This window comes from Streptomyces sp. H27-D2 (genome assembly GCF_035828615.1).
Classification (GTDB): Bacteria; Actinomycetota; Actinomycetes; order Streptomycetales; family Streptomycetaceae; genus Streptomyces.
Genome location: NZ_JAYMZR010000001.1, coordinates 25,973 through 51,128, shown reverse-complemented (window position 1 = coordinate 51,128; position 25,156 = coordinate 25,973). Strand labels below are relative to the sequence as shown.

Here is a 25,156-nt window from a genome sequence, read left to right as displayed (position 1 = left end):
GCACCAGGAGTGACCGGAAGTGGCCGGAGTAGCCCTACCGGAGTACGCACGCCGGTGGGAGGCTGCCGCCTATGGGGGCACTGAGGGTATTCGGACGCGGAAAACCGCGGTGGGGACCCGCACTCGCGGCGGCCGGAGCGGCCAGCGCGGCGGTCGTCGGGCTGGCGGCGTGCGACCCGGCGCTGGGCGGCGGGATGAACACTGTCGCGGTCGCTCTCACCACCGACCAGGCGGGCACCCGGGCGCTGGAGCGCAGCGGTGTCGACGTCAACTGGCTGAGCTGCACCGCGAAGACGGGTGACGGCCGCGAGGTGGCCGCGAACACCTCCGCGCGGCCCGGCGCGAGCGCGAGCACCCGGTCCGTCGCGACCGTCGACTGCGAGGGCGAGACGAAGCGGGGGCAGCAGATCCGCATCGCGGGCAAGGTCACCCAGGAGCTGAACGGCCGGTGCGTACGCGGTGACTTGACCGCGAAGGTCGGCGGCCGGGTGGTCTTCCGGGCGAACGTGCTCGGCAACTGCGGCGACGGGCCGAGCGACGATCCTACGCAGCGGCCGACCCGTGATCCGTCGTCGACCCACACCCGTACGGCGCCGCCCTCGCCCAGCCACGACCTGCGGCCCACCGTGACCCGCACGGTCCGGCCGCCCTCGCCCCGGCCGCCGTCCACACCCCCGGCGACCGTGACCGTCACCGCCCCGCAGCCCGACCCGACCCCCACCTGCGGCTGCGTCACTCCGCAGCCGCAGGTGGGGGACCCGCGGGAGCAGGACCAGGCGGCCGAGTAGCGCGCCGCGCCGGCTCGGGTCCACCGCGCCCGGCGTGCGCCGACGAGCCGGGCGGGACGGGCGGGTAGCATCCGGTTCGTACCAGCCGACGACCCGGGAGGAGCCCACCGGTGGCGGGAGAACCGCAGGCCGACTGCCTGTTCTGCAAAATCGTCGCAGGGGAGGTGCCGGCGACCGTCGTCCGGGAGACCGGTACGACCGTGGCGTTCCGGGACATCAACCCCCAGGCGCCCACGCACATCCTGGTGATCCCCAAGGCGCACTACCGGGACGCGGCCGTGCTGGCGGCGGCCGAGCCCGGCCTCGCCGCGGACGTGCTGCGCGAGGCGGGTGCGGTGGCCGCCGACGAGAAGGTCGACGACCGCGGCTACCGGATCATCTTCAACACCGGCGCGGGCGCGGGCCAGACCGTCTTCCACGCGCACGCCCATGTGCTCGGCGGTCGCGGGCTCGACTGGCCGCCCGGATAGCCCGGCCCGATGTCCGTACGCGAACTCGTCGTCCTCGGCACCGCGAGCCAGGTCCCGACCCGGCACCGCAACCACAACGGCTATCTGCTGCGCTGGGACGGCGAGGGCGTCCTCTTCGATCCCGGAGAGGGCACCCAGCGGCAGATGCTGCACGCCGGCGTCGCCGCGCACGACCTGACCCGGATCTGCGTCACGCACTTCCACGGCGACCACTCGCTGGGGCTGGCCGGGGTGATCCAGCGGATCAACCTCGACCGGGTGCCGCACCCGGTCACCGTGCACTACCCGCACAGCGGGCAGCGCTACTTCGACCGGCTGCGGCACGCGACGGCCTTCTTCGAGTCGGTGCCGCTCAGCCAACAGCCGGTCAAGGGCCCGGGGGTGCTGGACCGCACGCCCGCCTTCACCCTCGAAGCCCGGCCGCTGTCGCACCCCGTCGACTGCTTCGGCTACCGGCTGGTCGAGCCGGACACCTTCCGGATGCTGCCCGAACGGCTCGCGGCGCACGGCATCGCGGGCCCCGACGTCGGACGCCTGCAACGGTCCGGATCGCTGACCGTGGACGGCCGTACGGTCACCCGTGACCAGGTCGGCGAGATGCGGCGCGGGCAGCGCTTCGCGTTCGTGATGGACACCAGGATGTGCGACGGGGTGCTCGAACTCGCCGACGGAGCCGACCTGCTCGTCATCGAGTCCACCTTCCTCGACGAGGACGAGCGGCTCGCCGTCGACCACGGCCACCTCACGGCCGGGCAGGCGGGCCGGGTCGCGAGGGAGGCGGGCGTGCGGCATCTGGTGCTGACCCACTTCTCGCAGCGCTACAGCGACCCTGCCGAGTTCGAGCGGCAGGCGCGCGCGGCGGGCTTCGAGGGGCCGGTCAGCGTCGCCGAGGACTTCATGAGGGTCGCGGTCCCCAAGCGGCGCTGAGCGCGTGCGGCGTACTCGGGCGGCGTACGCGGGGGGCGCGCGGTCCCTGTTCCGCGCCGCTCGGCGCGCGTAGCGTTCGGAACGTCCCCGTGTTGGACGTTTCGGGCATCGACCGGCCAGAGTGGATCAGGACGAGACCGACGAGAAGGGCTGTTCCATGGCGCAGGAAGTTCGCGGGGTCATCGCCCCCGGCAAGAACGAGCCGGTGCGGGTCGAGACGATCGTGGTGCCGGACCCGGGGCCCGGCGAGGCGGTGGTGCAGATCCAGGCGTGCGGGGTGTGCCACACCGATCTGCACTACAAGCAGGGCGGCATCAACGACGACTTCCCGTTCCTGCTGGGACATGAGGCATCGGGCGTCGTCGAGTCCGTCGGCGCGGGCGTCACCGACGTCGAGCCCGGCGACTTCGTGATCCTCAACTGGCGCGCGGTGTGCGGCCAGTGCCGGGCCTGTCTGCGCGGCCGGCCGCAGTACTGCTTCGACACGCACAACGCCAAGCAGAAGATGACGCTGACCGACGGCACCGTGCTGTCCGCGGCGCTGGGCATCGGCGCGTTCGCCGAGAAGACCCTCGTCGCCGCCGGGCAGTGCACCAAGGTCGACCCGGCCGTCTCCCCGGCGGTGGCGGGGCTGCTCGGCTGCGGCGTCATGGCGGGCATCGGCGCCGCGATCAACACCGGCGCGGTCGGCCGGGGCGACTCGGTCGCGGTCATCGGCTGCGGCGGCGTCGGCGACGCGGCGATCGTCGGGGCCAAGCTGGCCGGAGCGGCGCGGATCATCGCCGTCGACATCGACGACCGCAAGCTGGAGACGGCGCGTTCGATGGGCGCGACGCACACCGTCAACTCGCGCGGCACGGACCCCGTCGAGGCGATCCGCGAGCTGACCGGCGGGAACGGCGCGGACGTCGTCATCGACGCGGTCGGCCGCCCCGAGACGTACCGGCAGGCGTTCTACGCCCGCGATCTGGCCGGCACGGTCGTGCTGGTCGGAGTGCCCACCCCGGAGATGACGCTGGAACTGCCGCTCATCGACGTCTTCGGCCGGGGCGGCGCGCTGAAGTCCTCCTGGTACGGAGACTGTCTGCCCTCCCGCGATTTCCCGATGCTGATCGACCTGCACCAGCAGGGGCGGATCGACCTGGGCGCCTTCGTCACCGAGACCATCGGACTCGATGACGTCGAGAAGGCCTTCGAGCGCATGCACGAGGGCGACGTCCTCCGCTCGGTCGTGGAGTTCTGATGGCCGCGGACCGCAGCGAGCACACCGCCGACGACGGCGAGCGGGCCGTCCGCATCGACCATCTCGTCACCTCCGGCACGTTCGCGCTGGACGGCGGCAGCTGGGACGTCGACAACAACGTCTGGATCGTCGGCGACGACGCGCAGGCGATCGTCATCGACGCCGCCCACGACGCGGCGGCCATCGAGGCGGCGCTGGAAGGCCGGGAACTGGTCGCCATCGTCTGCACGCACGCCCACAACGACCACATCGACGCCGCCCCCGCGCTCGCGGCCCGCACGGGCGCGCCGATCCTGCTGCACCCGGACGACCTGCCGCTCTGGAAGCAGACGCACCCCGACCGGGCCCCGGACGGCGAGCTGGCGGACGGCCGGCTGCTGCGAATCGCGGGCATCGACCTCACCGTCCTGCACACCCCGGGGCACGCCCCCGGCGCGGTCTGTCTCTACGCGCCCGTACTGGGCGTCGTCTTCACCGGCGACACCCTCTTCCAGGGCGGTCCGGGCGCGACCGGCCGGTCGTTCTCCGACTTCCCGACCATCATCGACTCGATCCGCGACCGGCTGCTGACGCTGCCCGGCGAGACCGTGGTGCGCACCGGCCACGGCGACTCGACCACGATCGGGGACGAAGCGCCCCGCTTGGCGGAGTGGATCGCGCGCGGTCAGTGAGGGGTGCGGGCGTACGGGGCTTGCCGCCGCGTACGCCCGGCTCGCGGCCGGGCCGCGCCGCGCGGTATTGACGGCTCCACCGCGAGCTCGCGGCGATCTGCCGCACCTTCGGCGTCGGCCTCTCCATGCACTCCAACACCCACCTGGGCATCAGCCTCGCGGCCATGACGCACGTCGCGGCGACCGTGCCCAACCTCGACTACGCGTGCGACAGCCACTACCCGTGGCAGACCGAGGACGTGATCACCGAGCGGTTCGTCTTCCACGACGGCCGCTTGACGGTCCCCGACGCCCCCGGGCTGGGCGTCGAGCTGGACCGCGAGGCCCTCGCCCGCTTCCACCGGCGCTGGCTCGACGACGACGGCACGATGCGCGAGCGCGACGACGCGGCAGCGATGCGTAAGGGTGAACCGGGCTGGGGCACGCCGGAGATTCCGCGCTGGTAGCACTGGCGGGCGGCGCGGCGCGGCGCGGCGCGGTGCGGTGCCGGCCCGGTGCGGCCCGGTGCGGCCCGGTGCGGCCCGGCGCGGGGCGGGCGGTCTCGCGCCGCCACTGCGTGACGTGCGCCGGCGTACGCCGACGCACGCCGCGCCCCCCGCCCCGTTCCCCCTCCCCGCCCCGTACGGCGTCCCGTCCCGCGTCCCGTCCCGCGCCCCCTCCCGAGCGTCTACCCCGGCACATCCCGCACCGTCAGGCACACTGGCCTGACCTGCATCGATCGAGAACGCCCGACCGGGGAGCGCACGGTGACCAGACATGACGGCGAGCAATCAGCGGCCCAGCCCTGCGCGCTCGACCCGCTCGCCGCGCTGCGCACCCCCGCCGACCCGGCCTGCGACGTCTATCTCACCGGCACGGTCTTCCTGGACATCATCTTCACCGGCCTCGACAGCGCCCCGGTGCGCGGCACCGAGTCCTGGGCGCGCGGCATGGGCTCCAGCCCCGGCGGCGTCGCCAACATGGCCACCGCCCTGGCCCGGCTGGGCCTGCGCACCTCGCTGGCCGCCGCCTTCGGCGACGACATGTACGGCGAGTACTGCTGGGACGCGCTGGCCCGAGGCGAGGGCATCGACCTCGGCCCGTCCCGCACGGTCCCCGGCTGGCACTCCCCGGTGACCGTCTCCATGGCGTACGAGGGCGAGCGCACCATGGTCAGCCACGGCCACGAGGCCCCCTCGCCCGAGGCCGCCTTCGATGGGGAGCCCGCGCCGGAGTGCCCGCCCCCGGCGCGCGCCTGCATCGCGTCCCTGGAGCCGCAGGGCCCGCGCGGCGCGCGGCAGGACTGGATCAAGCACGCCGCCCGCAGCGGCAGCCGGATCTTCGCCGACGTCGGCTGGGACGAGACCGGCCGCTGGGACCCGGCCGACCTCGCCGACCTGGAGCACTGCGAGGCGTTCCTGCCCAACGCGGGCGAGGCGATGCGCTACACCCGCACCGACTCCCCGCGCGCCGCCGCGCACGCCCTCGCCGAGAAGGTCCCGCTCGCCGTCGTCACGATGGGCGCCGAGGGCGCGTACGCCGTCGACGGCCGGACCGGCGAGAGCGCCGAGGTCCCGGCCATCTCCGTCGACGCGCTCGACCCGACCGGGGCGGGCGACGTCTTCGTCGCGGGCTTCGTCACCGGCACCCTCGCCGACTGGCCGCTCGCCGACCGGCTGGCCTTCGCCGGCCTGACCGCCGCGCTGTCCGTGCAGGAATTCGGCGGCTCGCTCTCGGCGCCCGGCTGGGTCGAGATCGCCGCCTGGTGGCAGCACACCCGCGCCTTCGACGACCAGCGGACGGCCCCCGGCAGCGGCGGCGGCGACCGCACGGCGCTGCGCCGCTACGCCTTCCTCGACGCGCTGCTCCCCACCGCCACCCGCCCGGGGCCGCTGCGCCGGGCCGTACCGACGATCGGCTTCCGGCAGCCGTAGCGGCCAGCCGTAGCGGCAGCCGAGACGGCGGGCCGTCCCCGTACGGCGGACGCGGCCCGCACCCCCGTGGCCGCCGACAACCCGCCTCAGCCCGCCCCGCCCCCGACCCGCCCCGCCATGACCCCGCGTGACCCGACGTAAAAGACCTCGGTGCTGTCGGTGCCGCGTCGTACTCTTGGGATACCAAGGGCCCGAGCGGAATTGGCTCCGTTCGGGATGTCGAACCCGGGAAAGAGGGATGAGCAGGCCCTAGAGCCGGCCCATGACGCAGACACCCACACGGCAGACACCCGCACGATCGACGGCCCACGCCCACTTCGCCGTTCCCGCCAACCACCCCATGGTCACCGTGCTGGGGTCCAGGGACTCCCTGTTGCGCGTGATCGAGACGGCGTTCCCCTCGACCGACATTCACGTACGCGGCAACGAGGTCAGCGTCACCGGTGAACCGGCGGCAGTCGCTCTCGTCCAGCGCCTTTTCGACCAGATGATGCTGGTGCTGCGCACCGGCCAGCCGATGACGGAGGACGCGGTGGAGCGATCGATCGCCATGCTACGCAGCTCGGAGAACGGCGACGGCACGCCGAACGGCGACGCCCCCGCCGAGACGCCCGCTGAGGTGCTCACCCAGAACATCCTCTCCAGCCGCGGCCGCACCATCCGCCCCAAGACCCTCAACCAGAAGCGCTACGTCGACGCGATCGACCAGCACACGGTCGTCTTCGGCATCGGCCCCGCGGGCACCGGCAAGACCTACCTCGCCATGGCCAAGGCGGTCCAGGCCCTGCAGTCCAAGCAGGTCAGCCGGATCATCCTGACCCGGCCCGCGGTCGAGGCCGGCGAGCGGCTCGGCTTCCTGCCCGGCACCCTCTTCGAGAAGATCGACCCGTATCTGCGCCCGCTCTACGACGCGCTGCACGACATGCTCGACCCGGCGTCGATCCCGCGGCTGATGGCGGCGGGGACGATCGAGGTGGCGCCGCTGGCCTATATGCGCGGGCGTAGCCTCAACGACGCGTTCATCATCCTCGACGAGGCGCAGAACACCAGCGCCGAGCAGATGAAGATGTTCCTCACCCGGCTGGGCTTCGGATCGAAGATCGTCGTCACCGGCGACGTCACCCAGGTCGACCTGCCGAACGGCATCAGAAGCGGGCTGCGTCAGGTGCAGGACATCCTCGAAGGCGTCGAGGACATCCATTTCTCCCGGCTCACCAGCGCCGACGTGGTCCGCCACAAGCTGGTCGCCCGTATCGTCGACGCATACGAGCAGTTCGACGAGCGAACCGGCCGTGACCACAACCAAAGGTAAGAGCCCCAGCACCATGTCGATCGACGTCAACAACGAGTCCGGTCAGGACATCGACGAGCAGGCCGTCCTCGACGTCGCCCGCTACGCCCTCGCCAGGATGCGCATCCACCCGCTCTCCGAGCTCTCCGTGATCGTCATCGACACCGACGCCATGGAACAACTCCACATCCAGTGGATGGACGAGCCCGGCCCCACGGACGTCATGTCCTTCCCGATGGACGAGCTGCGCCCGCCCGACAAGGACGACGAGGAGCCGCCGCAGGGCCTGCTCGGCGACATCGTGCTGTGCCCGGAGGTGGCGAAGAAACAGGGCGACGCCGCCGGGCACAGCATGGACGAGGAGCTCCACCTCCTCACCGTCCACGGCGTCCTGCACCTCCTGGGATACGACCACGAGGAGGCCGACGAGAAGGCCGAGATGTTCGGCCTGCAGAAGGCGATCCTCGACGGCTGGCGCGACGAGCGCGGCATCGAGGGCCCCTCACCCGCGCCGACCACCCGGTGACCGCCCAACTCATCGCGGCGGCGGTCCTGCTGGTCGTCATCGCCTGGCTGGCCGCCTGCGCCGAAGCGGGCCTGGCCCGTACGAGCCGCTTCCGCGCGGAGGAGGCCGTACGGTCCGGCCGGCGCGGCAGCGCCAAACTGATGGCCGTCGCCGCCGACCCCACCCGCTACCTCAACGTCGCCCTGCTGGTCAGGGTCGCCTGCGAGGTCGCGGCGGGCGCCGTCGTCACCTTCGCCTGCGTCCGGGAGTTCAACGAGACCTGGGAGGCGCTGACCATCGCCATCGGCGTCATGGTCCTCGTCTCCTACGTCGCCGTCGGCGTCTCACCGCGCACCATCGGCCGCCAGCACCCGCTCAACACCGCCACCGCCGCCGCGTACGTCCTGCTGCCGCTGGCCCGCGTCATGGGCCCCATCCCGCAGCTGCTGATCCTCCTCGGCAACGCGCTGACCCCCGGCAAGGGCTTCCGCAAGGGACCGTTCGCCTCGGAGGCCGAGCTGCGCGCGATGGTGGACCTCGCCGAGCAGGAGTCGCTCATCGAGGACGAGGAGCGCCGCATGGTGCACTCCGTCTTCCAGCTCGGCGACACCCTCGTCCGCGAGGTCATGGTGCCGCGCACCGACCTCGTCGTCATCGAGCGCGCCAGGACCATCCGGCAGGCCCTCACCCTCGCGCTGCGCTCCGGCTTCTCCCGGATACCGGTCACCGGCGAGAACGAGGACGACGTCGTCGGCGTCGTCTACCTCAAGGACCTCGTCCGCAAGACGCACATCAACCGCGACGCCGAGTCCGAACTCGTCTCCACGGCCATCCGGCCCGCCGTCTTCGTCCCCGACACCAAGAACGCGGGCGATCTGCTGCGCGAGATGCAGCAGGACCGCAACCATGTCGCCGTCGTCGTCGACGAGTACGGCGGCACGGCCGGCATCGTCACCATCGAGGACATCCTCGAAGAGATCGTCGGCGAGATCACCGACGAGTACGACCGCGAACTCCCCCCGGTCGAGGACCTCGGCGACGGCTCGTACCGCGTCACCGCCCGGCTGGACATCGGCGACCTCGGCGAGCTCTACGGCATCGAGCTGGACGACGAGGACGTCGAGACGGTCGGCGGTCTGCTCGCCAAGTTCCTCGGCCGCGTCCCGATCGCCGGCGCGACAGCCGAAGTGGACCTCTCCGAGGAGAACTCCGCCCCGACCCTCAAGGCGCTGCGCCTCACCGCGGAGTCCCCTGCGGGGCGGCGCAACCGGATCATGACGGTGCGGGTCGAGCCGGTCCGCGTCACGGGGGCGGAGGACGGGGAGTAGACAGGGCGGGGAGGGGGTGAGCGACGGGTTCAAGTCCCGTTACTCACCCCAAGTGATCAAGGCCCGGCCTGGAGGTCAAGCCGGGTCTTTCCCGGCCCGATCCGCAGCGCCGCCAGCGGTGACCGGCCGCGCGGCCTCGAACGCACCGCGCCCCGCCCCCCGTCCTGGTCCCATCCTCAGGCCGCGCCGTGCCCGCTCGCCGCCGTCTCGATCCGGCGGGCCAGCTCGATGTCGTGTTCAGCGACATGCCCGCCGAGGTCGCTCGAACTGATCGACACCCGCACGGCCTTGTATCCGAGCGTGGCCTCGGAGTGGTGCCCGAGACCGTCCTGAATCGCCGCGATGCGGACGATGAACGCCGCACCCGCGATGTGCGGAACGGCGTAGGAACGCTCGATCTTCCTACCGTCCGTCGACCAACCAGGCAGATCCTTGATCCGCTCCTCGATCTGGTCCCGAGTCAGAGCCTCAGCCACAGCCGTACCCCCTACCCCATGTGTGCCAGAATCCCGGCCAGCTCCTGACCGACCGGCTCAGCCTGCCACGGAGCCATGGCCGCATCCAGTGCGCTCAGCGGGGCGTAGCCTCGTGCGCCGCTGCGATCTTGTCGATGCGCCGCGCGAGGTCGAAGTCCGCTGCGGTCAGCTTGTGGCCGGCGTCGTGCGTGGTGATCTCGAACCGCACGTGATCCCAGCGGAGATCGATGTCCGCGTGGTGGCCGATGAGCCGCTCGATGTCCGCGACGTGCACGATCAGCGCTACCCCACCGTGATACCGGATCCCGTAAGCACGGGAGATCGCGTCCCGCTGCCTCTGCCACCCCGGCACCTGTCGCAGCCGCTCGGCGATCTCCTCTTCCGTCAGCGGCACTGGTCCGTCAGCCACGTCATCCCCTCTCAGCGATGGGGGCCAGAACCTCCGTGAGATCCCGGCCGAGTAGGGCATCGTGCCACGGCTGCATGGCCCGCTCCAGAGCGCTCAACTCCTGCCGCATCCGCGCGGACCTGGTCTCGACCGCGATCTGCACGGCCTCACGGGCAATCGCCACAGCCTGCTCCGGCTCTCTCGCCGTGGCAGCCGCCGTGGCATGGCGGGCCAGGTAGACCCCTCGGTCCCGGTGCGCCGTGGAGGGGACCGCACCGAGCACTTGCGTCCACAGCGTGCTCGCCTCCGCGCCGAGTCCGAGCCGCCCGTAACACGTAGCCCGCTGCACTTCGAGGTACCCCGGAGTGCGCTTGCACGCGTTCCCCCAGGGGCGTTCGTCATCGGCACGACCCAGCAGCGGGTCCGCATCGTCGAGCAGCCGGTCGACTGCGGCTCGGTCGCCGACGAGGCTGGCACCGTGCGCCTGCTGCTGCATCGCCATGATCCGCACCTTCGGCATGACACGGCCGGTGTCCTGCAATGCCGCCTCGCACAGGTCGATGACGCCGAGGCCGTCGCCGAGGTCCGTCCGCACCTGTGCCTGATTGACCAGGGCGTACCCGATGAGGTGAGGATCGCGGGACCGCAGGGCGATCTCCTGCGTCACGCCTCGCCAGAACGACGCGCCCGCCATGTCGCCCGCGTCCTGGTACAGCCACCCCACCAGGGCCGCGTACGCCGTGCTGACGCGCAGGAGGCCCTGCCGCGTCTCACCCTGCGCCGACCGCACGAGACGGTCTATCAGCTCGAAAATGGACCGTGCGCAGGCTCCCGCGCGAAGGCCGCCCAGACGGTTCGCTGGAGCCATGGACCGTGACACCACCACCGCCACCGACGCGGCACCCGCAGCCGCTCCCGACCGGTTCCCCGACGGACCGAGACCGGGTACGGAGCGACGGGGACTGCCTGTTCCCGTGAGCGCCGAGGGCACTGCCGGATTCCGCGCCGTCGCGTCCCCAGGTGCCGAGACGAACGGCGATCCGGTCGACCGGGACACCGTCAAGAAGACGATCAGCCACGGCCTGACCGAGCGCAGCGCCCCACTGCGCATCGAGGAACTCGCCGGACTGGAGCAGCTGTTGCGCGGTCACATCCACCTGCTGCTCCCGGAGGTCGAGGCGAAGGTCGACCGGATGCGGCACGGCGGCAGGGAGTGGTACGCGCACCGGGCCCGCCTCGACGGCATCCGCCGCCAGGTCGACCAGGGACTCGGCGCGGGGCTGCTCTCCGCGCAGCGCCAGGTCCGCCAGCTCGCCCGCGACTGCCGCTGGCTCCTTGAACAGCACCCCGACGCGTGACGAATGCCGGCCCGCCCGCTGGCTATGGGGGGCGGATAGCAGTTCCGCCCGTCACACCCCGCCCGTCACACCCCGCCCGTCACACCCCGCCCGTACGGCCGCCCACGGCCACCCCGCCGTCGGCCCGCCGGCTCAGCCCGAAGGCCACCAGCACGGCCACCACCGCCACGACCGCCGCGTCCACGCCCAGGCCGAGCTTGATTCCGCCCAGCGTCGACGCCGCGAAGCCGTCGCCGCCGTCGCGGAGGACGGCGACATGGGCCGAGGCCAGCGCGCTCAACAGCGGGATGCCGATGGTGATGCCCACCTGCTGCGAACTGGTCACCAGGCCGGTTGCCAGACCCTGCTCGTCGTCGGGCAGGCCGGAGGTCGCGATGACGCCGTACGAGATGATCGCGCCCAGGTGGCCGACGCTGGCGACTGACACGCCGACCAGCGCGAGCCACGCGCCGGAGGCGACGCCGAGGCCCAGCAGCGACGCGGTGAAGACAGCTTGCAGCAGCAGGGCGCCGACCAGGGTGTTCCGGGCGCCGAAGCGGCCGATGACCTTGGGCGCCAGCACGCCGGCGACGGCTGACAGCGCGCCCTGCACGCCGAAGATCAGGCCGGTCTGGAGCGCGGACAGCTTCAGGACTTCCTGGAGGTAGAGGGTCAGCAGGAAGACGACCGTGCTCATCATCGAGAAGGTCGCGATGCCGCCCAGGTTGCCCCAGGCGACACTGCGGCGGCGCAGCATCTTCAGCGACACCAGCGGCTGCGCGGAGCGCGACTCGACCGCGATGAACGCGGCCAGCAGCAGGACGCCCGCCACCAGGGTCACGATCACGTCGAGGCTGCCGAAGCCCTGCTGCGCGGCTGTCGACAGGCCGTAGATCAGGGAGAGGAGCGCGCCGGTGACGGTGATCGCGCCGGGTACGTCGATACGCGGTCGCTGCGGGTGCCGGGACTCGCTGAGCAGCTTGGGCGCGGCCAGCAGCACCAGCGCGCCGGCCACCGCGAGCAGCCCCATGGTGGAGCGCCAGCCGACGGTGTCGGTCATCGCGCCGCCGAGCACCATGCCGATCGTGAACCCGAGCGAGAGCAGCGTGCCGCTGATGCCCAGCGCCCGCTCGCGCTGCGGGCCCTCGGGGAAGGTCGTGGTCAGCAGCGACATGCCGGTCGGCACGATGATCGCCGCACCGAGGCCCTGCAACGCGCGCCCGGCCAGGAACGAGGCGGGGTCCCAGGCCAGCGCCGCGAGGACGGAGGCCACGGCGAACACGCCGAGCCCGGTGAGGAAGAGCTTGCGCCGCCCGTACAGGTCGGCGATCCGGCCGAACAGCAGCAGGAAGCCGCCGGACGGCAGGGCGAAGGCGGTCACCGCCCACTGGAGGTCGGCCTGCCCCATGCCCAGGTCCTTGCCGAGGACGGGCAGCGCCACATTCAGGATCGAGAAGTCGAGAGCGATCATGAACTGGGCCGCGCACAGCACGAACAGCACCAGCTTGGCGCGGGTGGAGAGCCGTTCCGGGGCGGCGGACGGGGTGCGAGCGGGGGTGGGGTGAACTGCGGTATCGCCGGGCGGAGCGGGAGGTGCGGGGGCCAGGGAGGGGGAATCGATGGTCATGCCGCTACGTTCGACTGATCCGAGGGTGCGTGGGGAGCCGGAGATTATCCTGTTGGCCGCACCACCAGGCAGCTTGGCCGCACCACCAGGCAGCCCAACGAGGGGGGAAACCACGTGGCCGTCGCCCGGACAGCAGTCGCGAGCAGCGCCAAATCACGTCGGCATCAGGAACTCCGCGACTTTCTCATGAGCCGCAGGGCCCGGGTCAGCCCGACCGAAGCGGGGCTGCCGGACGGCGGGGCCCGTCGGCGGACGCCCGGTCTGCGCCGCGAAGAGGTCGCCGTGCTGGCCGGAGTGGGCGCGTCCTGGTACCAGTGGCTGGAGCAGGGCCGCGACATCACCGTCTCGTCGCAGGTCCTGGACGCGGTCGCGCGGGTGCTCAAGCTGACCGGCGTGGAGCGCCGCCATCTGTACGTACTGGCGGGGCTCAACCCGCCGTTGCCCCGCTCCGAGCACGAGTCGGACCACCTGTGCGAGGGTCTCCACCGGCTGATCGACGCGTGGATGCCCTTCCCGGCGCACATCCTCGACCAGTACTGGAACACCATCGCCTACAACGACTCGGCGGCGCTGGTGATGGGCTTCCGGCAGGAAGCCCCGCAGAACTGCGTGCTCTCCTTCTTCACCGACCCGGTCTACCGGGCGCGGACCAAGAGCTGGGAGCAGACCGCGCCCTGGGTCGTTGCCCAGTTCCGCGTCGCGTGCTCGCAGCACCCCGACGACGAGGGGTTCGCGGAGGTCGTCCGGCAGGTGTCCGAGGCGAGCCCGGAGTTCGCCGAGCTGTGGGCCCGGCGCGATGTCGAGGCGGGCGGCCAACTGCACAAGGAGCTGGAGCACCCGCTGGTCGGCGCGCTCTTCTTCGAGTCCACGCAACTGAACATCCCGGCCCGGCCCGACCTGGTGATCGTGCTGCACAACCCCCGGCCGGCCACGGACACGGCGGCGAAGCTGGAATGGCTGACCTCGCCGGAGGGCCGCAGAGGCGGCATGTACCAGGTCGCGGGTTGAGCCGCCTCGGCCGCTCCGGCCCCTTGAGCCGAGCCGACCGGCGCGGGGGCGGGCTGGCGGGCCGGTCCCGTTCGCCGGAGCGCTGGTCACGGGTCGTATGCTCGCCCGCATGAGCGAAGCGACCCCTGCCCCGGCCCCCGACGCGTCCGCCCCCGGCGCCTCGGACCCCAGCGCCTTGGACCCCGAGGACCGCAAGATCATCACGCTGGCGCGCTCCGTCCGCGCCCGCAACGGCGTGCCCGAGGGCGCGGCCGTCCGCGACGAGACCGGCCGGACCTACGTCGCCGGCACCGTCGCTCTCGACTCGTTGCGGCTGTCCGCCCTCCAGACCGCCGTCGCGATGGCCGTCGCCAGCGGCGCGCAGTCCCTGGAGGCGGCGGCGGTCGTCAGCGCGGCCGAGACCGTGGCTGACGCGGACCGCGCCGCTGTACGGGATCTGGGCGGCCCGGACACCCCGGTGCTGCTCGCCGGCCTCGACGGCGTCGCGCGCGCTTCGGTGCCGGCAGGCGGCGAGGCGTAGCAAGCGGGCACCAAGGCGCGACAGGCAGCCGCACCGCAAGTCGGTCAGTCAGGTCAGTCAGGTCAGTCGGGTCAGTCAGGTCGCAGGGAAGCCCTTCCGTCCCGGACCCCGCTCCCAGGCCGACCCGGCCCTGCCCCGAGATCATCGGGGACCGCTGGTCGGCAGCGGCCGTGCGATCGGAGAGAATGAGCGCATGAGCGCTCGTAACGACTCCTCCGTCGCCCACCGGTCCGGCTTCGCCTGCTTCGTGGGCCGGCCGAACGCAGGCAAGTCCACCCTCACGAACGCTCTGGTCGGCATCAAGGTGGCGATCACCTCCAGCCGGCCGCAGACCACCCGGCACACCGTGCGCGGCATCGTGCACCGTCCCGACGCACAGCTGGTGCTCGTCGACACCCCCGGTCTGCACAAGCCGCGCACGCTGCTCGGTGAGCGCCTCAACGACGTCGTGCGCGCCACCTGGGCCGAGGTCGACGTGATCGGCTTCTGCCTGCCGGCCGATCAGAAGCTCGGCCCCGGCGACCGTTACATCGCCAAGGAGCTGGCCCAGGCCAAGCGCACCCCCAAGGTCGCGATCGTCACCAAGACCGACCTGGTGGACTCCAAGACGCTCGCCGAGCAGCTCCTCGCCATCGACCAGCTCGGCAAGGAGCTGGGCATCGAGTGGGCGGAGATCATCCCGGTCTCGGCGGTCGGCGACAAGCAGGTCTCGCTCCTCGCCGACCTGCTGGTCCCGCTGCTCCCCGAGGGCCCGCAGCTCTACCCGGAGGGCGACCTCACCGACGAGCCCGAGCAGGTCATGGTCGCGGAGCTGATCCGGGAAGCCGCGCTGGAAGGCGTGCGCGACGAACTGCCGCACTCCATCGCGGTCGTCGTCGAGGAGATGATCCCGCGCGAGGACCGCCCCGAGGACAAGCCGCTGCTCGACATCCACGCCTTCGTCTACATCGAGCGCTCCAGCCAGAAGGGCATCATCATCGGCCCCAAGGGCGCCCGGCTGAAGGAAGTCGGCACGAAGTCGCGGAAGCACATCGAGGCGCTGCTCGGCACCCCGGTCTTCCTCGACCTGCACGTCAAGGTCGCCAAGGACTGGCAGCGCGACCCGAAGCAGCTCCGCAAGCTCGGTTTCTAGCCCGGTTCCGGCCCAGCGGGATCCGCCCGGACGCCCCGACCGAGCCGGACGCCCCGACCGAGCCGGACGACTCGGCCGGGACCGGGTGGCCGGCCCGGACCCGGCCGGCCACCCGGCAGCCACTCGGCCCGACGGTCGCCCGACGGGCCGGGGCTGCCCCCGCTACGCGCCTTCCTTGAGCACCCGCGAGATCAGCTTGCGCTGGGCCTCGCTCAGCCTCGGGTCGGAGCAGTAGACCGTGTCGCCGTTGACGGTGATCTGGTAGGTGAAACCGTCGGGCACCCCGATGGGGGGCGTGCCCCGGCCCGAGGCGGCTGCCTCTTCAGCCAGGGCGTGCCACTCCGGGGCGTCGGTCCGCTCCGAGGTCTCCACCTCGGCGTGCCGCTCGATGCCCGCGAATCCTCCTGTACGCCTTACCTGAATACGCATGCCTTCTTCCTACCGCGCTCGGGGGCCGGTGGCCACCGAGCGTGGCTCCGACGCGAGAACGAGAGCCTGACTCCGCTACGAGGTCGGCACACCGACCTGCGCCCACGCCTTGAGCAGCGCCTTCTGCTCCACGCCCTCGCCGTAGCGGGCCCGCGCCGCCGCCGTCGTGAGGCGTGCGAAGTCCGTGAACTGCGCGTCCGAGCCCAGTTCGCCGCCGGTCAGCACGTCGTACCAGATCTGCCCGGCCCGCTCCCACGCCTTGCCGCCGAGCGCTTCGGCCACAAAGTAGAACGCGTGGTTGGGGATGCCGGAGTTGATGTGCACGCCGCCGTTGTCGCGGGAGGTCTGGACGTAGTGGTCCATGGTGCCCGGCTGCGGGTCCTTGCCGAGCACGTCGTCGTCGTACGCGGTGCCCGGGGCCTTCATACTGCGCAGCGCCTCGCCGGTGACGCGCGGCGCGAGCAGGCCGGCGCCGATCAGCCAATCGGCCTGGTCGGCGGTCTGGCCGAGCGAGTACTGCTTGATGAGCGAGCCGAAGACGTCGGACATCGACTCGTTGAGGGCGCCGGACTGGCCGAAGTACTCCAGGTTGGCGCTGTACTGCGTGACGCCGTGGGTGAGTTCGTGGCCGATCACGTCGACCGGGATGGTGAAGTCGAGGAAGATCTCGCCGTCGCCGTCGCCGAAGACCATCCGCTCGCCGTCCCAGAAAGCGTTGCCGTAGTCCTCGCCGTAGTGCACGGTCGCGTTCAGCGGCAGCCCCGAGTCGTCGATCGACTTGCGGCCGAACGCCTTGAGGTAGAGCTCGAAGGTCGCGCCGAGACCGGCGTACGCGCGGTTGACGGTCTCGTCCTTGCCGGGCTTGTCGCCCTCGCCGCAGACCTTGCGGCCGGGCAGCGTCTCGTGGTGCTTGGTGTCGTAGATGGTGCGCTTGGGCTTGTCCGCGTCGGCCCTGGGCGGGGCCGCTACAGCGCCGCGGACGGTGGTGATCCGGCGGCGGGTGCGCTGGGCGGCGTCGGTGGCCAGGGTGCGCAGGGCGGGATCGGCGAGTGCTGGGTCCTCGGCCCGTGCGAGCTTGTCGAGGACGTGTGGAGGCACGATGGTGCAGAAGACATTGTGGCGCGCAGCGCCTCCTGCTGGGGTGGTGGCGGGAGACGGGCGGGCAGAATTGTGTGTGGCGTCCATGGCGAGCAATGTGGCACTGAGTTATGCCACTGTCACTGCTTGCGGACATGATTCCCGAAAAAGAGTGGAAGATCGGCGTTTGCCGGGCACCGATGCTCCGTCCCGCATACTGATACGGGACCGCCGCGCACCGGGCGGCTCGGCTAGGGTGCGAAGCATCATGCGTTACGGGCTGCTTCTTCTTAGCTGCCGCGGCGAGGGTCTGTAGTCGTAGGCCGGCCCCCCTCCCCGCGGAGTTCGGTGCTGCGGTGATCTCGCCCCGTCGGCCGTCGAAGCCCTTCGTCTGGAGCCCTACGCATCATGTCTGCCTCGAACTCTGACTCGACCAACGCCGTCGGCCGCCCCACCCCCATCACCGCCGCGAGCGTCACGCAGCGCCCGTCCGGGATGCCGGTCCACAAGTACGGCCGGTACGACGCGGTGGAGATCCCCGACCGCAGCTGGCCCGACAACCGCATCACCACCGCCCCCCGCTGGCTGTCCACCGACATGCGGGACGGCAACCAGGCTCTGATCGACCCGATGTCGCCGGCCCGCAAGCGCGCGATGTTCGATCTGCTGGTGCGGATGGGCTACAAGGAGATCGAGGTCGGCTTCCCGTCCTCGGGGGCCACCGACTTCGACTTCGTCCGCTCCATCATCGAAGAGGACGCGATCCCCGACGACGTGACGATCTCGGTCCTGACGCAGGCGCGTGAGGAACTGATCGAGCGCACGGTCGAGTCGCTGCGCGGAGCCCCTCGCGCGACCGTCCACCTGTACAACGCCACCGCGCCGGTCTTCCGCCGGGTCGTCTTCCGGGGCTCGCGCGAGCAGGTCAAGCAGATCGCCGTGGACGGCACCCGGCTGGTCGTGGAGTACGCGGAGAAGCTGCTGGGCGACGAGACGGCCTTCGGCTACCAGTACTCGCCGGAGATCTTCACCGACACCGAGCTGGACTTCGCGCTGGAGGTCTGCGAGAGCGTGATGGACGTCTGGCAGCCCGAGGCCGGCCGCGAGATCATCCTCAACCTGCCCGCCACGGTGGAGCGTTCGACGCCGAGCACGCACGCGGACCGCTTCGAGTGGATGTCCCGCAACCTGTCCCGCCGCGAGCACGTCTGCCTGTCCACGCACCCGCACAACGACCGGGGCACCGCCGTCGCCGCCGCCGAACTGGCCGTCATGGCGGGCGCGGACCGCGTCGAGGGCTGCCTGTTCGGGCAGGGCGAGCGCACCGGCAACGTCGACCTGGTCACGCTGGGCATGAACCTGTTCTCGCAGGGCGTCGACCCGCAGATCGACTTCTCGCAGATCGACGAGATCCGCCGCACCGCCGAGTACTGCAACCAGATGGAGATCCACCCGCGCCACCCGTACGCGGGCGACCTGGTCTACACGTCCTTCTCCGGCTCCCACCAGGACGCCATCAAGAAGGGCTTCGACGCCATGGCGGCCGACGCGAAGGCCCAGGACAAGACGGTCGACGAGATCGAGTGGGCGGTGCCGTACCTGCCGATCGACCCCAAGGACGTCGGCCGCTCGTACGAGGCCGTCATCCGGGTCAACTCGCAGTCTGGCAAGGGCGGCATCGCCTACGTGCTGAAGAACGACCACGCGCTGGACCTGCCGCGCCGGATGCAGATCGAGTTCTCCCGCACCATCCAGGCCAAGACCGACGCCGACGGCGGCGAGATCACCCCCGCGCAGATCTGGTCCACCTTCCAGGACGAGTACCTGCCGGTCGACAGCAACCAGTGGGGCCGGGTCGCGCTGCGCACCGCGCAGACCTCGACCAGCAGCGACGGCACGGACGCGCTGACCGTCGAGGCGGTCGTGGACGGCGTCGAGACGGTGCTGACGGGAACCGGCAACGGCCCGATCTCCGCGTTCTTCGCCGCGCTGGCGGCGGTCGGCGTGGACGCGCGGCTGCTGGACTACAGCGAGCACACAATGAGCGAGGGCGCGAGCGCGCAGGCCGCGTCATACATCGAGTGCGCGATCGACGGCCAGGTGCTGTGGGGCATCGGCATCGACGCGAACACGACGCGCGCTTCCCTGAAGGCCGTCGTATCGGCCGTGAACCGCGCGGCGCGGGCTGCCTGACGGCGTCCGACGGGTGCCTGACGGGTGTGCCTGACGGGGCCGACCGCTGATCTCAGCGGTCGGCCCCGCCTTCATAGCCCTGGACGCCCCTGAACGGCCCTGGACGGATCGGAACGAGCCAAATTTCACCAGGATGTTCAGGTCAAGAATTGCAGTGCGGCAATAGTCAAAACCAACTACGCAGGTCAGGGGTTGGTTGAAGGCTGACCGGACTTCACTCCGGTCAAGGAGGGCATCCCCAGGTCGGCGGCTTTCCCGCAGCCCCCACAGTCCTCACAGCCCGAGCCGATCACCCCGTTCGAGGGTCCCCCGGCCGAGCTTGCGAACCGTACCCACCTGCAATCGCTCCGACTTGTCTCGCACGGGGTGCTGACGCCGCATCATCGATGTGGCTAACATCACGTCAATACGGCAGCGTTGCCGAAGCGTTACGGAGGTACGACGTGATGCCAGTTCCAGGCCAACAGGGCCGGAGTCTGCGTGCTGTTGGCATGCGTACGTCCTGGCGCACCATCGCCGACGGCGAGTTCTTCTGCCCGGACTGCGGAGGCGACCGCAACTACTGCCGCCGCACCGGCCGCCGCAGGCTCACCGTGCTCGGCATCCCGCTGCTCCCACGCGGCTCGACCGGCCCGGTCGTCGAATGCTCCTCGTGTCGCGGCCACTTCGGCACCGACGCGCTGGACCACCCGACCACCACCCGCTTCTCCGCGATGCTGCGCGACGCCGTGCACACCGTCGCCCTCGCCGTACTCGCCGCGGGCGGCACCGAGGCCCGCGCGGTCCGCGAGAGCGCCGTACGGGCCGTGCGCGCCGCCGGCTTCGCCGACTGCAGCGAAGAGCAGCTGCTCGCCCTGCTGGCCGCCCTCGCCGCCGACACCGGCCGGCTCCCCAGCACCTACGCGGACGGCCGCGACGGCCTCGACCCCTGCGGCACCGCGCTGGCCATCGAGCTGCACGAGGCCCTCGAACCACTGGCCCCGCACCTGGCCCCGGCCGGCCGCGAGTCCATCCTGCTCCAGGGCGCCCGCATCGCCCTCGCCGACGGCCCCTACAGCCCGACCGAACGCGAGGCCCTCACGACGGTCGGCAGCGCGCTGCTCATCTGCCCGGACGACACGGCCCGGCTGCTGGCGGCGGCGCGTACGCCGTCCTGACGCGCCGGCGCTTCCCCGGCTACTCCCCGGCCTGCTGCTCCCCGGTGCGCTGACGTGGCGCGCCGCGTCCGGGGGATGCCTGCGGCTGCGCGGAGTAGGGCGGCGCGGGCGTGGACTTCTTCGGGGGAGAGGCCGGTTGGGGGCTACGCCCCGTACACCGGGACGCTGACTTCCGGCGCGCCGCAGGCCACCCTGCCGCCCGGGACGGACCTCGGTGAGCGCGACTACCCATCCGGCACGCTGCTGTTCGCCGCGAATCAGAAGTCCGGCATGGTCAGCACGTTTCGGGTGGGCCGGGCGAGCGGGCGGCCGGCTTCGGCGGGGGTGCCGTTTGAGGCGCCGATCCCCGTCCGCGTACTGCCGGCGTAGCGACCTGTCAGTCGGAAGCGGGCTCCCGTACGGCCCGTCCCGGCAACAGCAGCAGTGGCACCCAGATGCAGGTCCGCATGATGACGGCGGCAGCGAGCAGCGTGCCGATGCCGTTCAGCTGGAACCCGAGCCCGAACATCCTGGCCAGCCAGGAGACGAGCAGCCACAGCAGAAGGTCCTGAACCACTCCGCCCAGCGCCAGGGCGAGCATGACCGTCGCGGGGGCGAAGGGCCGGGCGGAGGACGGCACGATGGAGATGGCGGTGGTGAGGATCATGAAGACGGCAGCCGCCAGCATGAGCGAGAAGATGATGTCGCTGCCCAGCGAGAGGCCGGGCAGCAGCCCTACGGCGACTCCCACCCCGATGAGAATGCCCAGCTTGCACTTGCCCTGGTCCGTCATGCGCATGACTATCGCACGACCTCGCGGCATATGTGGAGCTTTAGTGAAGGCCGTGGCGGGAATCGAACTCGCGTCCGCTTGCGGGTCTGTTTGTGCTGGTCGGGCTTCTGTATGCCGACGTTCCTAGTCGTTCACAGTGGGGCGCGACGCGTTGCGGTGAGGGGCTGGACTACGGCCGTGAGCTACCGCCGCCCGGCCGCCTTGGTCTGTGCCGCGCCGCGATCGAAGTTATCCGGTTGAAGCCACCCGCGTCACTGCGGAGATGTCCCCTTGGGCGACTCTCAGCAGAACGTCAAAGATCTCCTGCCAAGACTCCAGGGAGAACTCCCGTGGAGGAGCCGACGGATACTCGACGTTCTCCCAGATCAGTACCTTTTCGGGGTAGACGCTCAGCGACCACCCTGACTCATGGACCAGGGAAACATCCGCGTGCTCGCCATCCGCGCCCTGCAGGGCTGACAGGATTTCTCGGATCTGCGCCTCGTTCGGCGCGTTGACCGATTCTCCCCTGATGTCGTTCATGAAGTAGGACACGGGTGGCGCTCCCCACTGAGAGATCCGGATGGTCAGTGCGGTCGCGGCCGCGACACCACGGGAGCGCCCGCACGGTCCAAGCCCTGCAATTTCAGCAGATGAACCCTATTGACCTTTTCTGACGCAAGGAATCGATTTATCTCGGCCATTCCGGTTGGCCATTCAGAGATGCGATCTCCGTCCTCATTGATCGTGCAGTGCGGGTCCACGAATTTCCAGGGTTCTTCGGGGTTGAATCTACCGTCCAGCTCATCTAGGAATATGATCGCATTTTGCACGTACACATCTTCCCGGCTTCGATAGAGAGGCCAGGAGAAGATGAAGTTGGTGTTTTCCGGATCGGTGATCGAAGCAATCAGGCAGGAGACGCCGTTCTCATCTTCTGCCAGCACCTGCAACGCATGACTCCAACTCCTCTGGTAGTCGCTCGCGCTCCAGAAGCTCAGGTTCATGGGGAACCCTTCCGTGAACTCGCCGACCGTGATTCTACCAACTGCCTCGGAGGGTGCACTCTTTACATCCTCCGAGGTGCCACTATCGACCACCTCGATCGCGAAGATGTTACTCCTTGAGGTAATTGAGATCTGGGTCATAGGTGTCGATCCATTACCTTCTGTGGTCGATATCTGCTAGACACCGGGGCCTTCCCAGCGTGCTTTGAGATCCGCGCAGTGAACAGTGATCGAAGCATCGCTCAGTGCGATCTCATGGAGGCAGCCACCGTTGTGTGGAAGGATCTCGTCAAGCAAAGTCGTATATGCGTCCATCCAGTCGATTTCTCCTTCGTAGTCGATCGAAAAATGTGATACGCCTGTGTATTCAATTCGAAGTCCTGCGGTGTGTTTCCACTTATTTGGCGAGAATCGAAGCGCGAGAACGCCGTTTCCATTTTCTGGAACAGTGATTTCGGAAAGCTCCAAATCTTTGATGCATCGTTCGCTTCCGTAGTCGTAGTGTGCGTCATCGGATGCGAACTCCCAGGCGTTGCTCGGTAGCCCGTCTCGCAGATTCGGCAGTTCGGACAGATAGTCGCGCGCGTCCGTTCGGAATCCGTGAAACTCTGAATTCCATTCCACTTTCACAAACTTCATTTGCAGGCCGTTCCTGTCAAGCGTGGGCGATGCCATTTGTCACCTGAAATATCTGCCGCGCCTCTAGGAGGGACGCGATCTGTGCGCCTCATGAATTTCACCGCCTCCCCCTTGAGTCTGTTTTCTACGCTCTGGGGAACATCTACATCTGCACTCTTACCATGCTTCTCAAACCAGCCATCACTGCCATATATACCAACCTCCCGGCCACCCTTGTCGTAGACATGCACCTCGAAGTCCGTTCCGTGGCCGACATCGAAAGTGTCCATCCTTCCCCGGTATCCATCGCTCAGGGGCAGGGGGTCCTTCGGACCTCGGCGTACGAGCCCGAAGAAGTGCTTACAGACATGCCGGGTGTCTTGCCGGGCTCCGCCACGCACTGCTCCCCGTACCGCTGCCGCTGTCGATGTCGATGTCGATCATGCGACAGTAACTGACCGGTGGTCAGCGCCTACGGGAGTGGGGTGGGGGCCGACTCTGGAAGTTCGCTTCGAACTCCCTTGAGGGCGAGTGCCAGTAGACACGCCCCGCTCATCACGGCCATCACGCCCGCGAGCAGGGTGTGGATGTCCTGGACGTCTGTCATCACTCGGCCACGGGCTCGCGCAGCTCGAACCAGATTCGCTTGCCTGTCGGCTGGAGGCCACCGGTCCAGGTCACTCCCCAGGCGTACGCGATCTCCCGTACGAGCAGCAGGCCGCGGCCCGACTCCTCGTCGTCGCGCGCCGCGCGCGGGCCGGGGCGGCCGTGCGGGTCGTTGTCGTGCACCGATACGAGCACGGTGTCGTGCCGCACGGTCGCTTCCACGTGGATGGCGGAGGCGGTGGTGTGGACGGTGATGTTCGTGACGATTTCCGATACCAGCAGCCGTGCCGGGTCCACGAGTTCGTGGTGTCCGTTGGCGTAGAGCAGGGCTGCGATGGTGTCGCGGCAGACCTTCGGGCTGGTAACGGAGTTGGGTGCGCTCAGCCGGTAGGACTGTGCGGGTGTGGTGAGTAGGGCTGTGCTCATGCTCTGGTCTCCCAACGCGGTGGGGGCAGCACCTTGTGTGATCGCGTTGTTGCGCTGCGCTAGCAGGACCATAGGGCATGTGAGTGCACGTATGCACTCACTTAGTGAAACTAGTGCAGTTGATGGACTTGTGGGAACGTCGCGCGTGACACTGGTCGATGAGTGAAGGGGAGGCTGTACATGTCACCGAGGTCGGCTCCGACCGCACGGCAGCGACGCCTCGGCGCGGAGCTGCGCAAGATGCGCGAGCACGCCGGAATGAATGTCGCGCACGCCGGTGACCAGTTGGGTGCCGACCGGACGCGGATCAGCAATATGGAAGCCGGTCGCCTCGGCATGAGCGAGGGGCGCGTCAAGGCGCTCGCCGCCATCTACGAAAGCGGAGACCAGGCGTACGTCGATGCTCTCGCGGCAATGGCCACGGAACGTGGGCAGGGTTGGTGGGAGGAGTATCGAGGGAAGCTCGCTGTCGATGCGCTCGATCTGGCCGAACTCGAATTCCACGCGGTGAGCCTGCGCGCGGTGCAGATCATGCACATCCCAGGGCTTCTACAGACCGAGGATTATGCCAAGGCCGTATTCTCGGGCGCCGTTCCGGAGCCCATGCCCAGCCAGCTCCGGTGCAGGTTGTCCCACCGGTTGAAGCGCCGGGATGTGCTGGACCGGGAAGATCCGCCGCAGTGCACGTTCCTGGTCCACGAGGCGGCGCTGCGGATGGAGTTCGGCGGTCGGAAAGTGGCCAGGCGGCAACTGGAGCATCTCCTGGACGCGTCGGAGCGGGACAATGTGACCGTTCGGGTCATCCCGTTCGCTGCCGGAGGTTTCCCCAACGCGGGGAGCTCCACGGTCTATTTCGCAGGTCCGGTTCCACAATTGGACACGGTGCAACTCGATTCGCCGACCGGTGTGGCTCTCCTGGACGCGGAAACTCCTCTCGTCAACTATCGGCGAGTTCTGGACCGTACGGAAGAGATGTCCCTCACCACCGAAAGCGCACGCGATTTCATTCGCGCCATCGCACAACAAATGTGAAGGCATGGAGATGTCCGAAATACAGTGGCAGAAGTCCTCTTACTCGGCGGACGCGGAGGGCAACAACTGCGTAGAACTCGCCCTCTCCGCCGACGCCGTCCTGCTCCGCGAGAGCGACGACCCGAGCGTGGTCGCCGCCGCCAGCTCCGCGCAGCTCGGTGCGTTCATCCACCGCGTCAAGGCCGGCGCGTTCGATCACCTGACCCGCTGAGTCGGCCGCGCCGCCGGCCGCCCCG

28 protein-coding genes and 1 pseudogene are annotated in these 25,156 nt (G+C 69.9%); 18 read left to right on the top strand and 11 right to left on the bottom strand.

Annotation, left to right across the window (positions count from 1 at the left end; translation table 11 throughout):
- Nucleotides 1–71: 71 nt before the first annotated feature.
- From QMK28_RS00255 to QMK28_RS00210, 10 genes and pseudogenes are all read left to right on the top strand, one after another.
- The gene (locus tag QMK28_RS00255) at nucleotides 72–788 is read left to right on the top strand and encodes a hypothetical protein (protein ID WP_326434852.1); all 717 of its coding nucleotides are present in this window, start codon (nucleotides 72–74) and stop codon (nucleotides 786–788) included.
- A 110-nt stretch (nucleotides 789–898) separates the two neighbouring features.
- Nucleotides 899–1,258, top strand: coding sequence for a histidine triad nucleotide-binding protein (locus QMK28_RS00250; RefSeq protein WP_326434851.1), 360 nt, complete (start codon nucleotides 899–901; stop codon nucleotides 1,256–1,258).
- A gap of 9 nt (nucleotides 1,259–1,267) precedes the next feature.
- Nucleotides 1,268–2,185, top strand: coding sequence for a ribonuclease Z (locus QMK28_RS00245; protein ID WP_326434850.1), 918 nt, complete (start codon nucleotides 1,268–1,270; stop codon nucleotides 2,183–2,185).
- 157 nt (nucleotides 2,186–2,342) lie between these two features.
- Nucleotides 2,343–3,428 (top strand): S-(hydroxymethyl)mycothiol dehydrogenase, encoded by a 1,086-nt coding sequence (locus tag QMK28_RS00240; protein ID WP_326434849.1) that lies wholly within the window; start codon nucleotides 2,343–2,345, stop codon nucleotides 3,426–3,428.
- The gene (locus tag QMK28_RS00235; protein WP_326434848.1) at nucleotides 3,428–4,099 is read left to right on the top strand and encodes an MBL fold metallo-hydrolase; all 672 of its coding nucleotides are present in this window, start codon (nucleotides 3,428–3,430) and stop codon (nucleotides 4,097–4,099) included. The genes QMK28_RS00240 and QMK28_RS00235 overlap by 1 nt, the downstream gene beginning before the upstream one ends.
- Nucleotides 4,100–4,179: 80 nt before the next feature.
- Nucleotides 4,180–4,545 (top strand): annotated as a pseudogene (locus tag QMK28_RS00230) (enolase C-terminal domain-like protein); the annotation flags it as partial.
- A 300-nt stretch (nucleotides 4,546–4,845) separates the two neighbouring features.
- Nucleotides 4,846–6,012 (top strand): carbohydrate kinase family protein, encoded by a 1,167-nt coding sequence (locus tag QMK28_RS00225; RefSeq protein WP_326434847.1) that lies wholly within the window; start codon nucleotides 4,846–4,848, stop codon nucleotides 6,010–6,012.
- A 262-nt stretch (nucleotides 6,013–6,274) separates the two neighbouring features.
- Nucleotides 6,275–7,324: a PhoH family protein gene (locus tag QMK28_RS00220; RefSeq protein ID WP_326434846.1), complete on the top strand. Its 1,050-nt coding sequence runs from the start codon at nucleotides 6,275–6,277 to the stop codon at nucleotides 7,322–7,324.
- Between the two features lie 13 nt (nucleotides 7,325–7,337).
- Nucleotides 7,338–7,829 (top strand): rRNA maturation RNase YbeY, encoded by a 492-nt coding sequence (ybeY, locus tag QMK28_RS00215; RefSeq protein ID WP_326434960.1) that lies wholly within the window; start codon nucleotides 7,338–7,340, stop codon nucleotides 7,827–7,829.
- Nucleotides 7,826–9,136 carry a hemolysin family protein gene (locus QMK28_RS00210; protein WP_326434845.1) on the top strand — a complete coding sequence of 437 codons (1,311 nt, stop codon included), beginning with the start codon at nucleotides 7,826–7,828 and terminating at the stop codon, nucleotides 9,134–9,136. Before ybeY ends, QMK28_RS00210 begins: the two co-directional genes overlap by 4 nt.
- Nucleotides 9,137–9,312: 176 nt before the next feature.
- Here QMK28_RS00210 and QMK28_RS00205 read toward each other — a convergent pair whose 3' ends face one another.
- The 3 genes from QMK28_RS00205 to QMK28_RS00195 form a co-directional block, all read right to left on the bottom strand.
- On the bottom strand, nucleotides 9,313–9,612 hold the full coding sequence (locus QMK28_RS00205; protein WP_326434844.1) for a 4a-hydroxytetrahydrobiopterin dehydratase: 300 nt from the start codon (nucleotides 9,610–9,612) through the stop codon (nucleotides 9,313–9,315).
- A gap of 94 nt (nucleotides 9,613–9,706) precedes the next feature.
- On the bottom strand, nucleotides 9,707–10,021 hold the full coding sequence (locus QMK28_RS00200) for a 4a-hydroxytetrahydrobiopterin dehydratase (protein WP_326434843.1): 315 nt from the start codon (nucleotides 10,019–10,021) through the stop codon (nucleotides 9,707–9,709).
- 1 nt (nucleotide 10,022) lies between these two features.
- A complete protein-coding gene (locus QMK28_RS00195) occupies nucleotides 10,023–10,790 on the bottom strand; it encodes a Twin-arginine translocation pathway signal (RefSeq protein WP_326434842.1) in 768 nt (255 codons plus the stop codon).
- Nucleotides 10,791–10,866: 76 nt separating this feature from the next.
- On the opposite strand from QMK28_RS00195, the gene QMK28_RS00190 reads away from it, so the two are divergent.
- Nucleotides 10,867–11,358, top strand: a complete 492-nt coding sequence (locus QMK28_RS00190; RefSeq protein WP_326434841.1) for a DUF6415 family natural product biosynthesis protein — start codon at nucleotides 10,867–10,869, stop codon at nucleotides 11,356–11,358.
- A gap of 79 nt (nucleotides 11,359–11,437) precedes the next feature.
- Here QMK28_RS00190 and QMK28_RS00185 read toward each other — a convergent pair whose 3' ends face one another.
- The gene (locus QMK28_RS00185; RefSeq protein WP_326434840.1) at nucleotides 11,438–12,964 is read right to left on the bottom strand and encodes an MFS transporter; all 1,527 of its coding nucleotides are present in this window, start codon (nucleotides 12,962–12,964) and stop codon (nucleotides 11,438–11,440) included.
- A gap of 186 nt (nucleotides 12,965–13,150) precedes the next feature.
- On the opposite strand from QMK28_RS00185, the gene QMK28_RS00180 reads away from it, so the two are divergent.
- The 3 genes from QMK28_RS00180 to era all read left to right on the top strand — a co-directional run bounded on the left by QMK28_RS00180 (nucleotide 13,151) and on the right by era (nucleotide 15,624).
- Entirely contained in the window at nucleotides 13,151–13,972 is an 822-nt protein-coding gene (locus tag QMK28_RS00180; RefSeq protein ID WP_326434839.1) for a helix-turn-helix transcriptional regulator, read from the top strand.
- A 109-nt stretch (nucleotides 13,973–14,081) separates the two neighbouring features.
- A complete protein-coding gene (locus tag QMK28_RS00175; protein WP_326434838.1) occupies nucleotides 14,082–14,492 on the top strand; it encodes a cytidine deaminase in 411 nt (136 codons plus the stop codon).
- 193 nt (nucleotides 14,493–14,685) lie between these two features.
- Nucleotides 14,686–15,624, top strand: a complete 939-nt coding sequence (gene era, locus QMK28_RS00170) for a GTPase Era (protein ID WP_326434837.1) — start codon at nucleotides 14,686–14,688, stop codon at nucleotides 15,622–15,624.
- A 162-nt stretch (nucleotides 15,625–15,786) separates the two neighbouring features.
- Here the strand turns inward: era and QMK28_RS00165 are convergent, their stop codons facing one another.
- Both QMK28_RS00165 and QMK28_RS00160 read right to left on the bottom strand, forming a co-directional pair.
- Nucleotides 15,787–16,053 carry a protealysin inhibitor emfourin gene (locus tag QMK28_RS00165; protein ID WP_326434836.1) on the bottom strand — a complete coding sequence of 89 codons (267 nt, stop codon included), beginning with the start codon at nucleotides 16,051–16,053 and terminating at the stop codon, nucleotides 15,787–15,789.
- A gap of 75 nt (nucleotides 16,054–16,128) precedes the next feature.
- Nucleotides 16,129–17,238, bottom strand: coding sequence for a M4 family metallopeptidase (locus QMK28_RS00160; RefSeq protein ID WP_326434835.1), 1,110 nt, complete (start codon nucleotides 17,236–17,238; stop codon nucleotides 16,129–16,131).
- A gap of 300 nt (nucleotides 17,239–17,538) precedes the next feature.
- Between QMK28_RS00160 and leuA the strand changes: the two genes are divergently transcribed.
- Nucleotides 17,539–19,323 (top strand): 2-isopropylmalate synthase, encoded by a 1,785-nt coding sequence (gene leuA, locus QMK28_RS00155; RefSeq protein ID WP_326434834.1) that lies wholly within the window; start codon nucleotides 17,539–17,541, stop codon nucleotides 19,321–19,323.
- 491 nt (nucleotides 19,324–19,814) lie between these two features.
- Nucleotides 19,815–20,480: a TerB family tellurite resistance protein gene (locus tag QMK28_RS00150; RefSeq protein WP_326434833.1), complete on the top strand. Its 666-nt coding sequence runs from the start codon at nucleotides 19,815–19,817 to the stop codon at nucleotides 20,478–20,480.
- A gap of 376 nt (nucleotides 20,481–20,856) precedes the next feature.
- Here QMK28_RS00150 and QMK28_RS00145 read toward each other — a convergent pair whose 3' ends face one another.
- The 5 genes from QMK28_RS00145 to QMK28_RS00125 form a co-directional block, all read right to left on the bottom strand.
- Nucleotides 20,857–21,252: a hypothetical protein gene (locus QMK28_RS00145; RefSeq protein ID WP_326434832.1), complete on the bottom strand. Its 396-nt coding sequence runs from the start codon at nucleotides 21,250–21,252 to the stop codon at nucleotides 20,857–20,859.
- A gap of 228 nt (nucleotides 21,253–21,480) precedes the next feature.
- Nucleotides 21,481–21,786, bottom strand: coding sequence for a hypothetical protein (locus QMK28_RS00140; protein WP_326434831.1), 306 nt, complete (start codon nucleotides 21,784–21,786; stop codon nucleotides 21,481–21,483).
- A 32-nt stretch (nucleotides 21,787–21,818) separates the two neighbouring features.
- Entirely contained in the window at nucleotides 21,819–22,379 is a 561-nt protein-coding gene (locus QMK28_RS00135) for a hypothetical protein (RefSeq protein ID WP_326434830.1), read from the bottom strand.
- A gap of 36 nt (nucleotides 22,380–22,415) precedes the next feature.
- Nucleotides 22,416–22,913 (bottom strand): hypothetical protein, encoded by a 498-nt coding sequence (locus QMK28_RS00130; RefSeq protein WP_326434829.1) that lies wholly within the window; start codon nucleotides 22,911–22,913, stop codon nucleotides 22,416–22,418.
- Between the two features lie 549 nt (nucleotides 22,914–23,462).
- Nucleotides 23,463–23,888, bottom strand: a complete 426-nt coding sequence (locus QMK28_RS00125) for an ATP-binding protein (RefSeq protein ID WP_326434828.1) — start codon at nucleotides 23,886–23,888, stop codon at nucleotides 23,463–23,465.
- A gap of 180 nt (nucleotides 23,889–24,068) precedes the next feature.
- Here QMK28_RS00125 and QMK28_RS00120 point away from each other — a divergent pair, with 180 nt between their 5' ends.
- Both QMK28_RS00120 and QMK28_RS00115 read left to right on the top strand, forming a co-directional pair.
- Nucleotides 24,069–24,920, top strand: coding sequence for a helix-turn-helix domain-containing protein (locus QMK28_RS00120; RefSeq protein WP_326434827.1), 852 nt, complete (start codon nucleotides 24,069–24,071; stop codon nucleotides 24,918–24,920).
- 10 nt (nucleotides 24,921–24,930) lie between these two features.
- Nucleotides 24,931–25,131, top strand: a complete 201-nt coding sequence (locus tag QMK28_RS00115; RefSeq protein ID WP_326434826.1) for a DUF397 domain-containing protein — start codon at nucleotides 24,931–24,933, stop codon at nucleotides 25,129–25,131.
- Nucleotides 25,132–25,156: the final 25 nt, after the last annotated feature.

Coding starts and splice junctions, on each gene's coding strand:
- QMK28_RS00255 (WP_326434852.1), top strand. CDS start 72: ATGGGGGCACTGAGGGTATTCGGACGCGGAAAACCGCGGTGGGGACCC.
- QMK28_RS00245 (WP_326434850.1), top strand. CDS start 1,268: ATGTCCGTACGCGAACTCGTCGTCCTCGGCACCGCGAGCCAGGTCCCG.
- QMK28_RS00240 (WP_326434849.1), top strand. CDS start 2,343: ATGGCGCAGGAAGTTCGCGGGGTCATCGCCCCCGGCAAGAACGAGCCG.
- QMK28_RS00235 (WP_326434848.1), top strand. CDS start 3,428: ATGGCCGCGGACCGCAGCGAGCACACCGCCGACGACGGCGAGCGGGCC.
- QMK28_RS00220 (WP_326434846.1), top strand. CDS start 6,275: ATGACGCAGACACCCACACGGCAGACACCCGCACGATCGACGGCCCAC.
- ybeY (WP_326434960.1), top strand. CDS start 7,338: ATGTCGATCGACGTCAACAACGAGTCCGGTCAGGACATCGACGAGCAG.
- QMK28_RS00190 (WP_326434841.1), top strand. CDS start 10,867: ATGGACCGTGACACCACCACCGCCACCGACGCGGCACCCGCAGCCGCT.
- QMK28_RS00185 (WP_326434840.1), bottom strand. CDS start 12,964: ATGACCATCGATTCCCCCTCCCTGGCCCCCGCACCTCCCGCTCCGCCC.
- QMK28_RS00180 (WP_326434839.1), top strand. CDS start 13,151: ATGAGCCGCAGGGCCCGGGTCAGCCCGACCGAAGCGGGGCTGCCGGAC.
- QMK28_RS00175 (WP_326434838.1), top strand. CDS start 14,082: ATGAGCGAAGCGACCCCTGCCCCGGCCCCCGACGCGTCCGCCCCCGGC.
- era (WP_326434837.1), top strand. CDS start 14,686: ATGAGCGCTCGTAACGACTCCTCCGTCGCCCACCGGTCCGGCTTCGCC.
- QMK28_RS00165 (WP_326434836.1), bottom strand. CDS start 16,053: ATGCGTATTCAGGTAAGGCGTACAGGAGGATTCGCGGGCATCGAGCGG.
- QMK28_RS00160 (WP_326434835.1), bottom strand. CDS start 17,238: ATGGACGCCACACACAATTCTGCCCGCCCGTCTCCCGCCACCACCCCA.
- leuA (WP_326434834.1), top strand. CDS start 17,539: ATGTCTGCCTCGAACTCTGACTCGACCAACGCCGTCGGCCGCCCCACC.
- QMK28_RS00150 (WP_326434833.1), top strand. CDS start 19,815: ATGCGTACGTCCTGGCGCACCATCGCCGACGGCGAGTTCTTCTGCCCG.
- QMK28_RS00145 (WP_326434832.1), bottom strand. CDS start 21,252: ATGACGGACCAGGGCAAGTGCAAGCTGGGCATTCTCATCGGGGTGGGA.
- QMK28_RS00135 (WP_326434830.1), bottom strand. CDS start 22,379: ATGACCCAGATCTCAATTACCTCAAGGAGTAACATCTTCGCGATCGAG.
- QMK28_RS00130 (WP_326434829.1), bottom strand. CDS start 22,913: ATGGCATCGCCCACGCTTGACAGGAACGGCCTGCAAATGAAGTTTGTG.
- QMK28_RS00125 (WP_326434828.1), bottom strand. CDS start 23,888: ATGAGCACAGCCCTACTCACCACACCCGCACAGTCCTACCGGCTGAGC.
- QMK28_RS00120 (WP_326434827.1), top strand. CDS start 24,069: ATGTCACCGAGGTCGGCTCCGACCGCACGGCAGCGACGCCTCGGCGCG.
- QMK28_RS00115 (WP_326434826.1), top strand. CDS start 24,931: ATGTCCGAAATACAGTGGCAGAAGTCCTCTTACTCGGCGGACGCGGAG.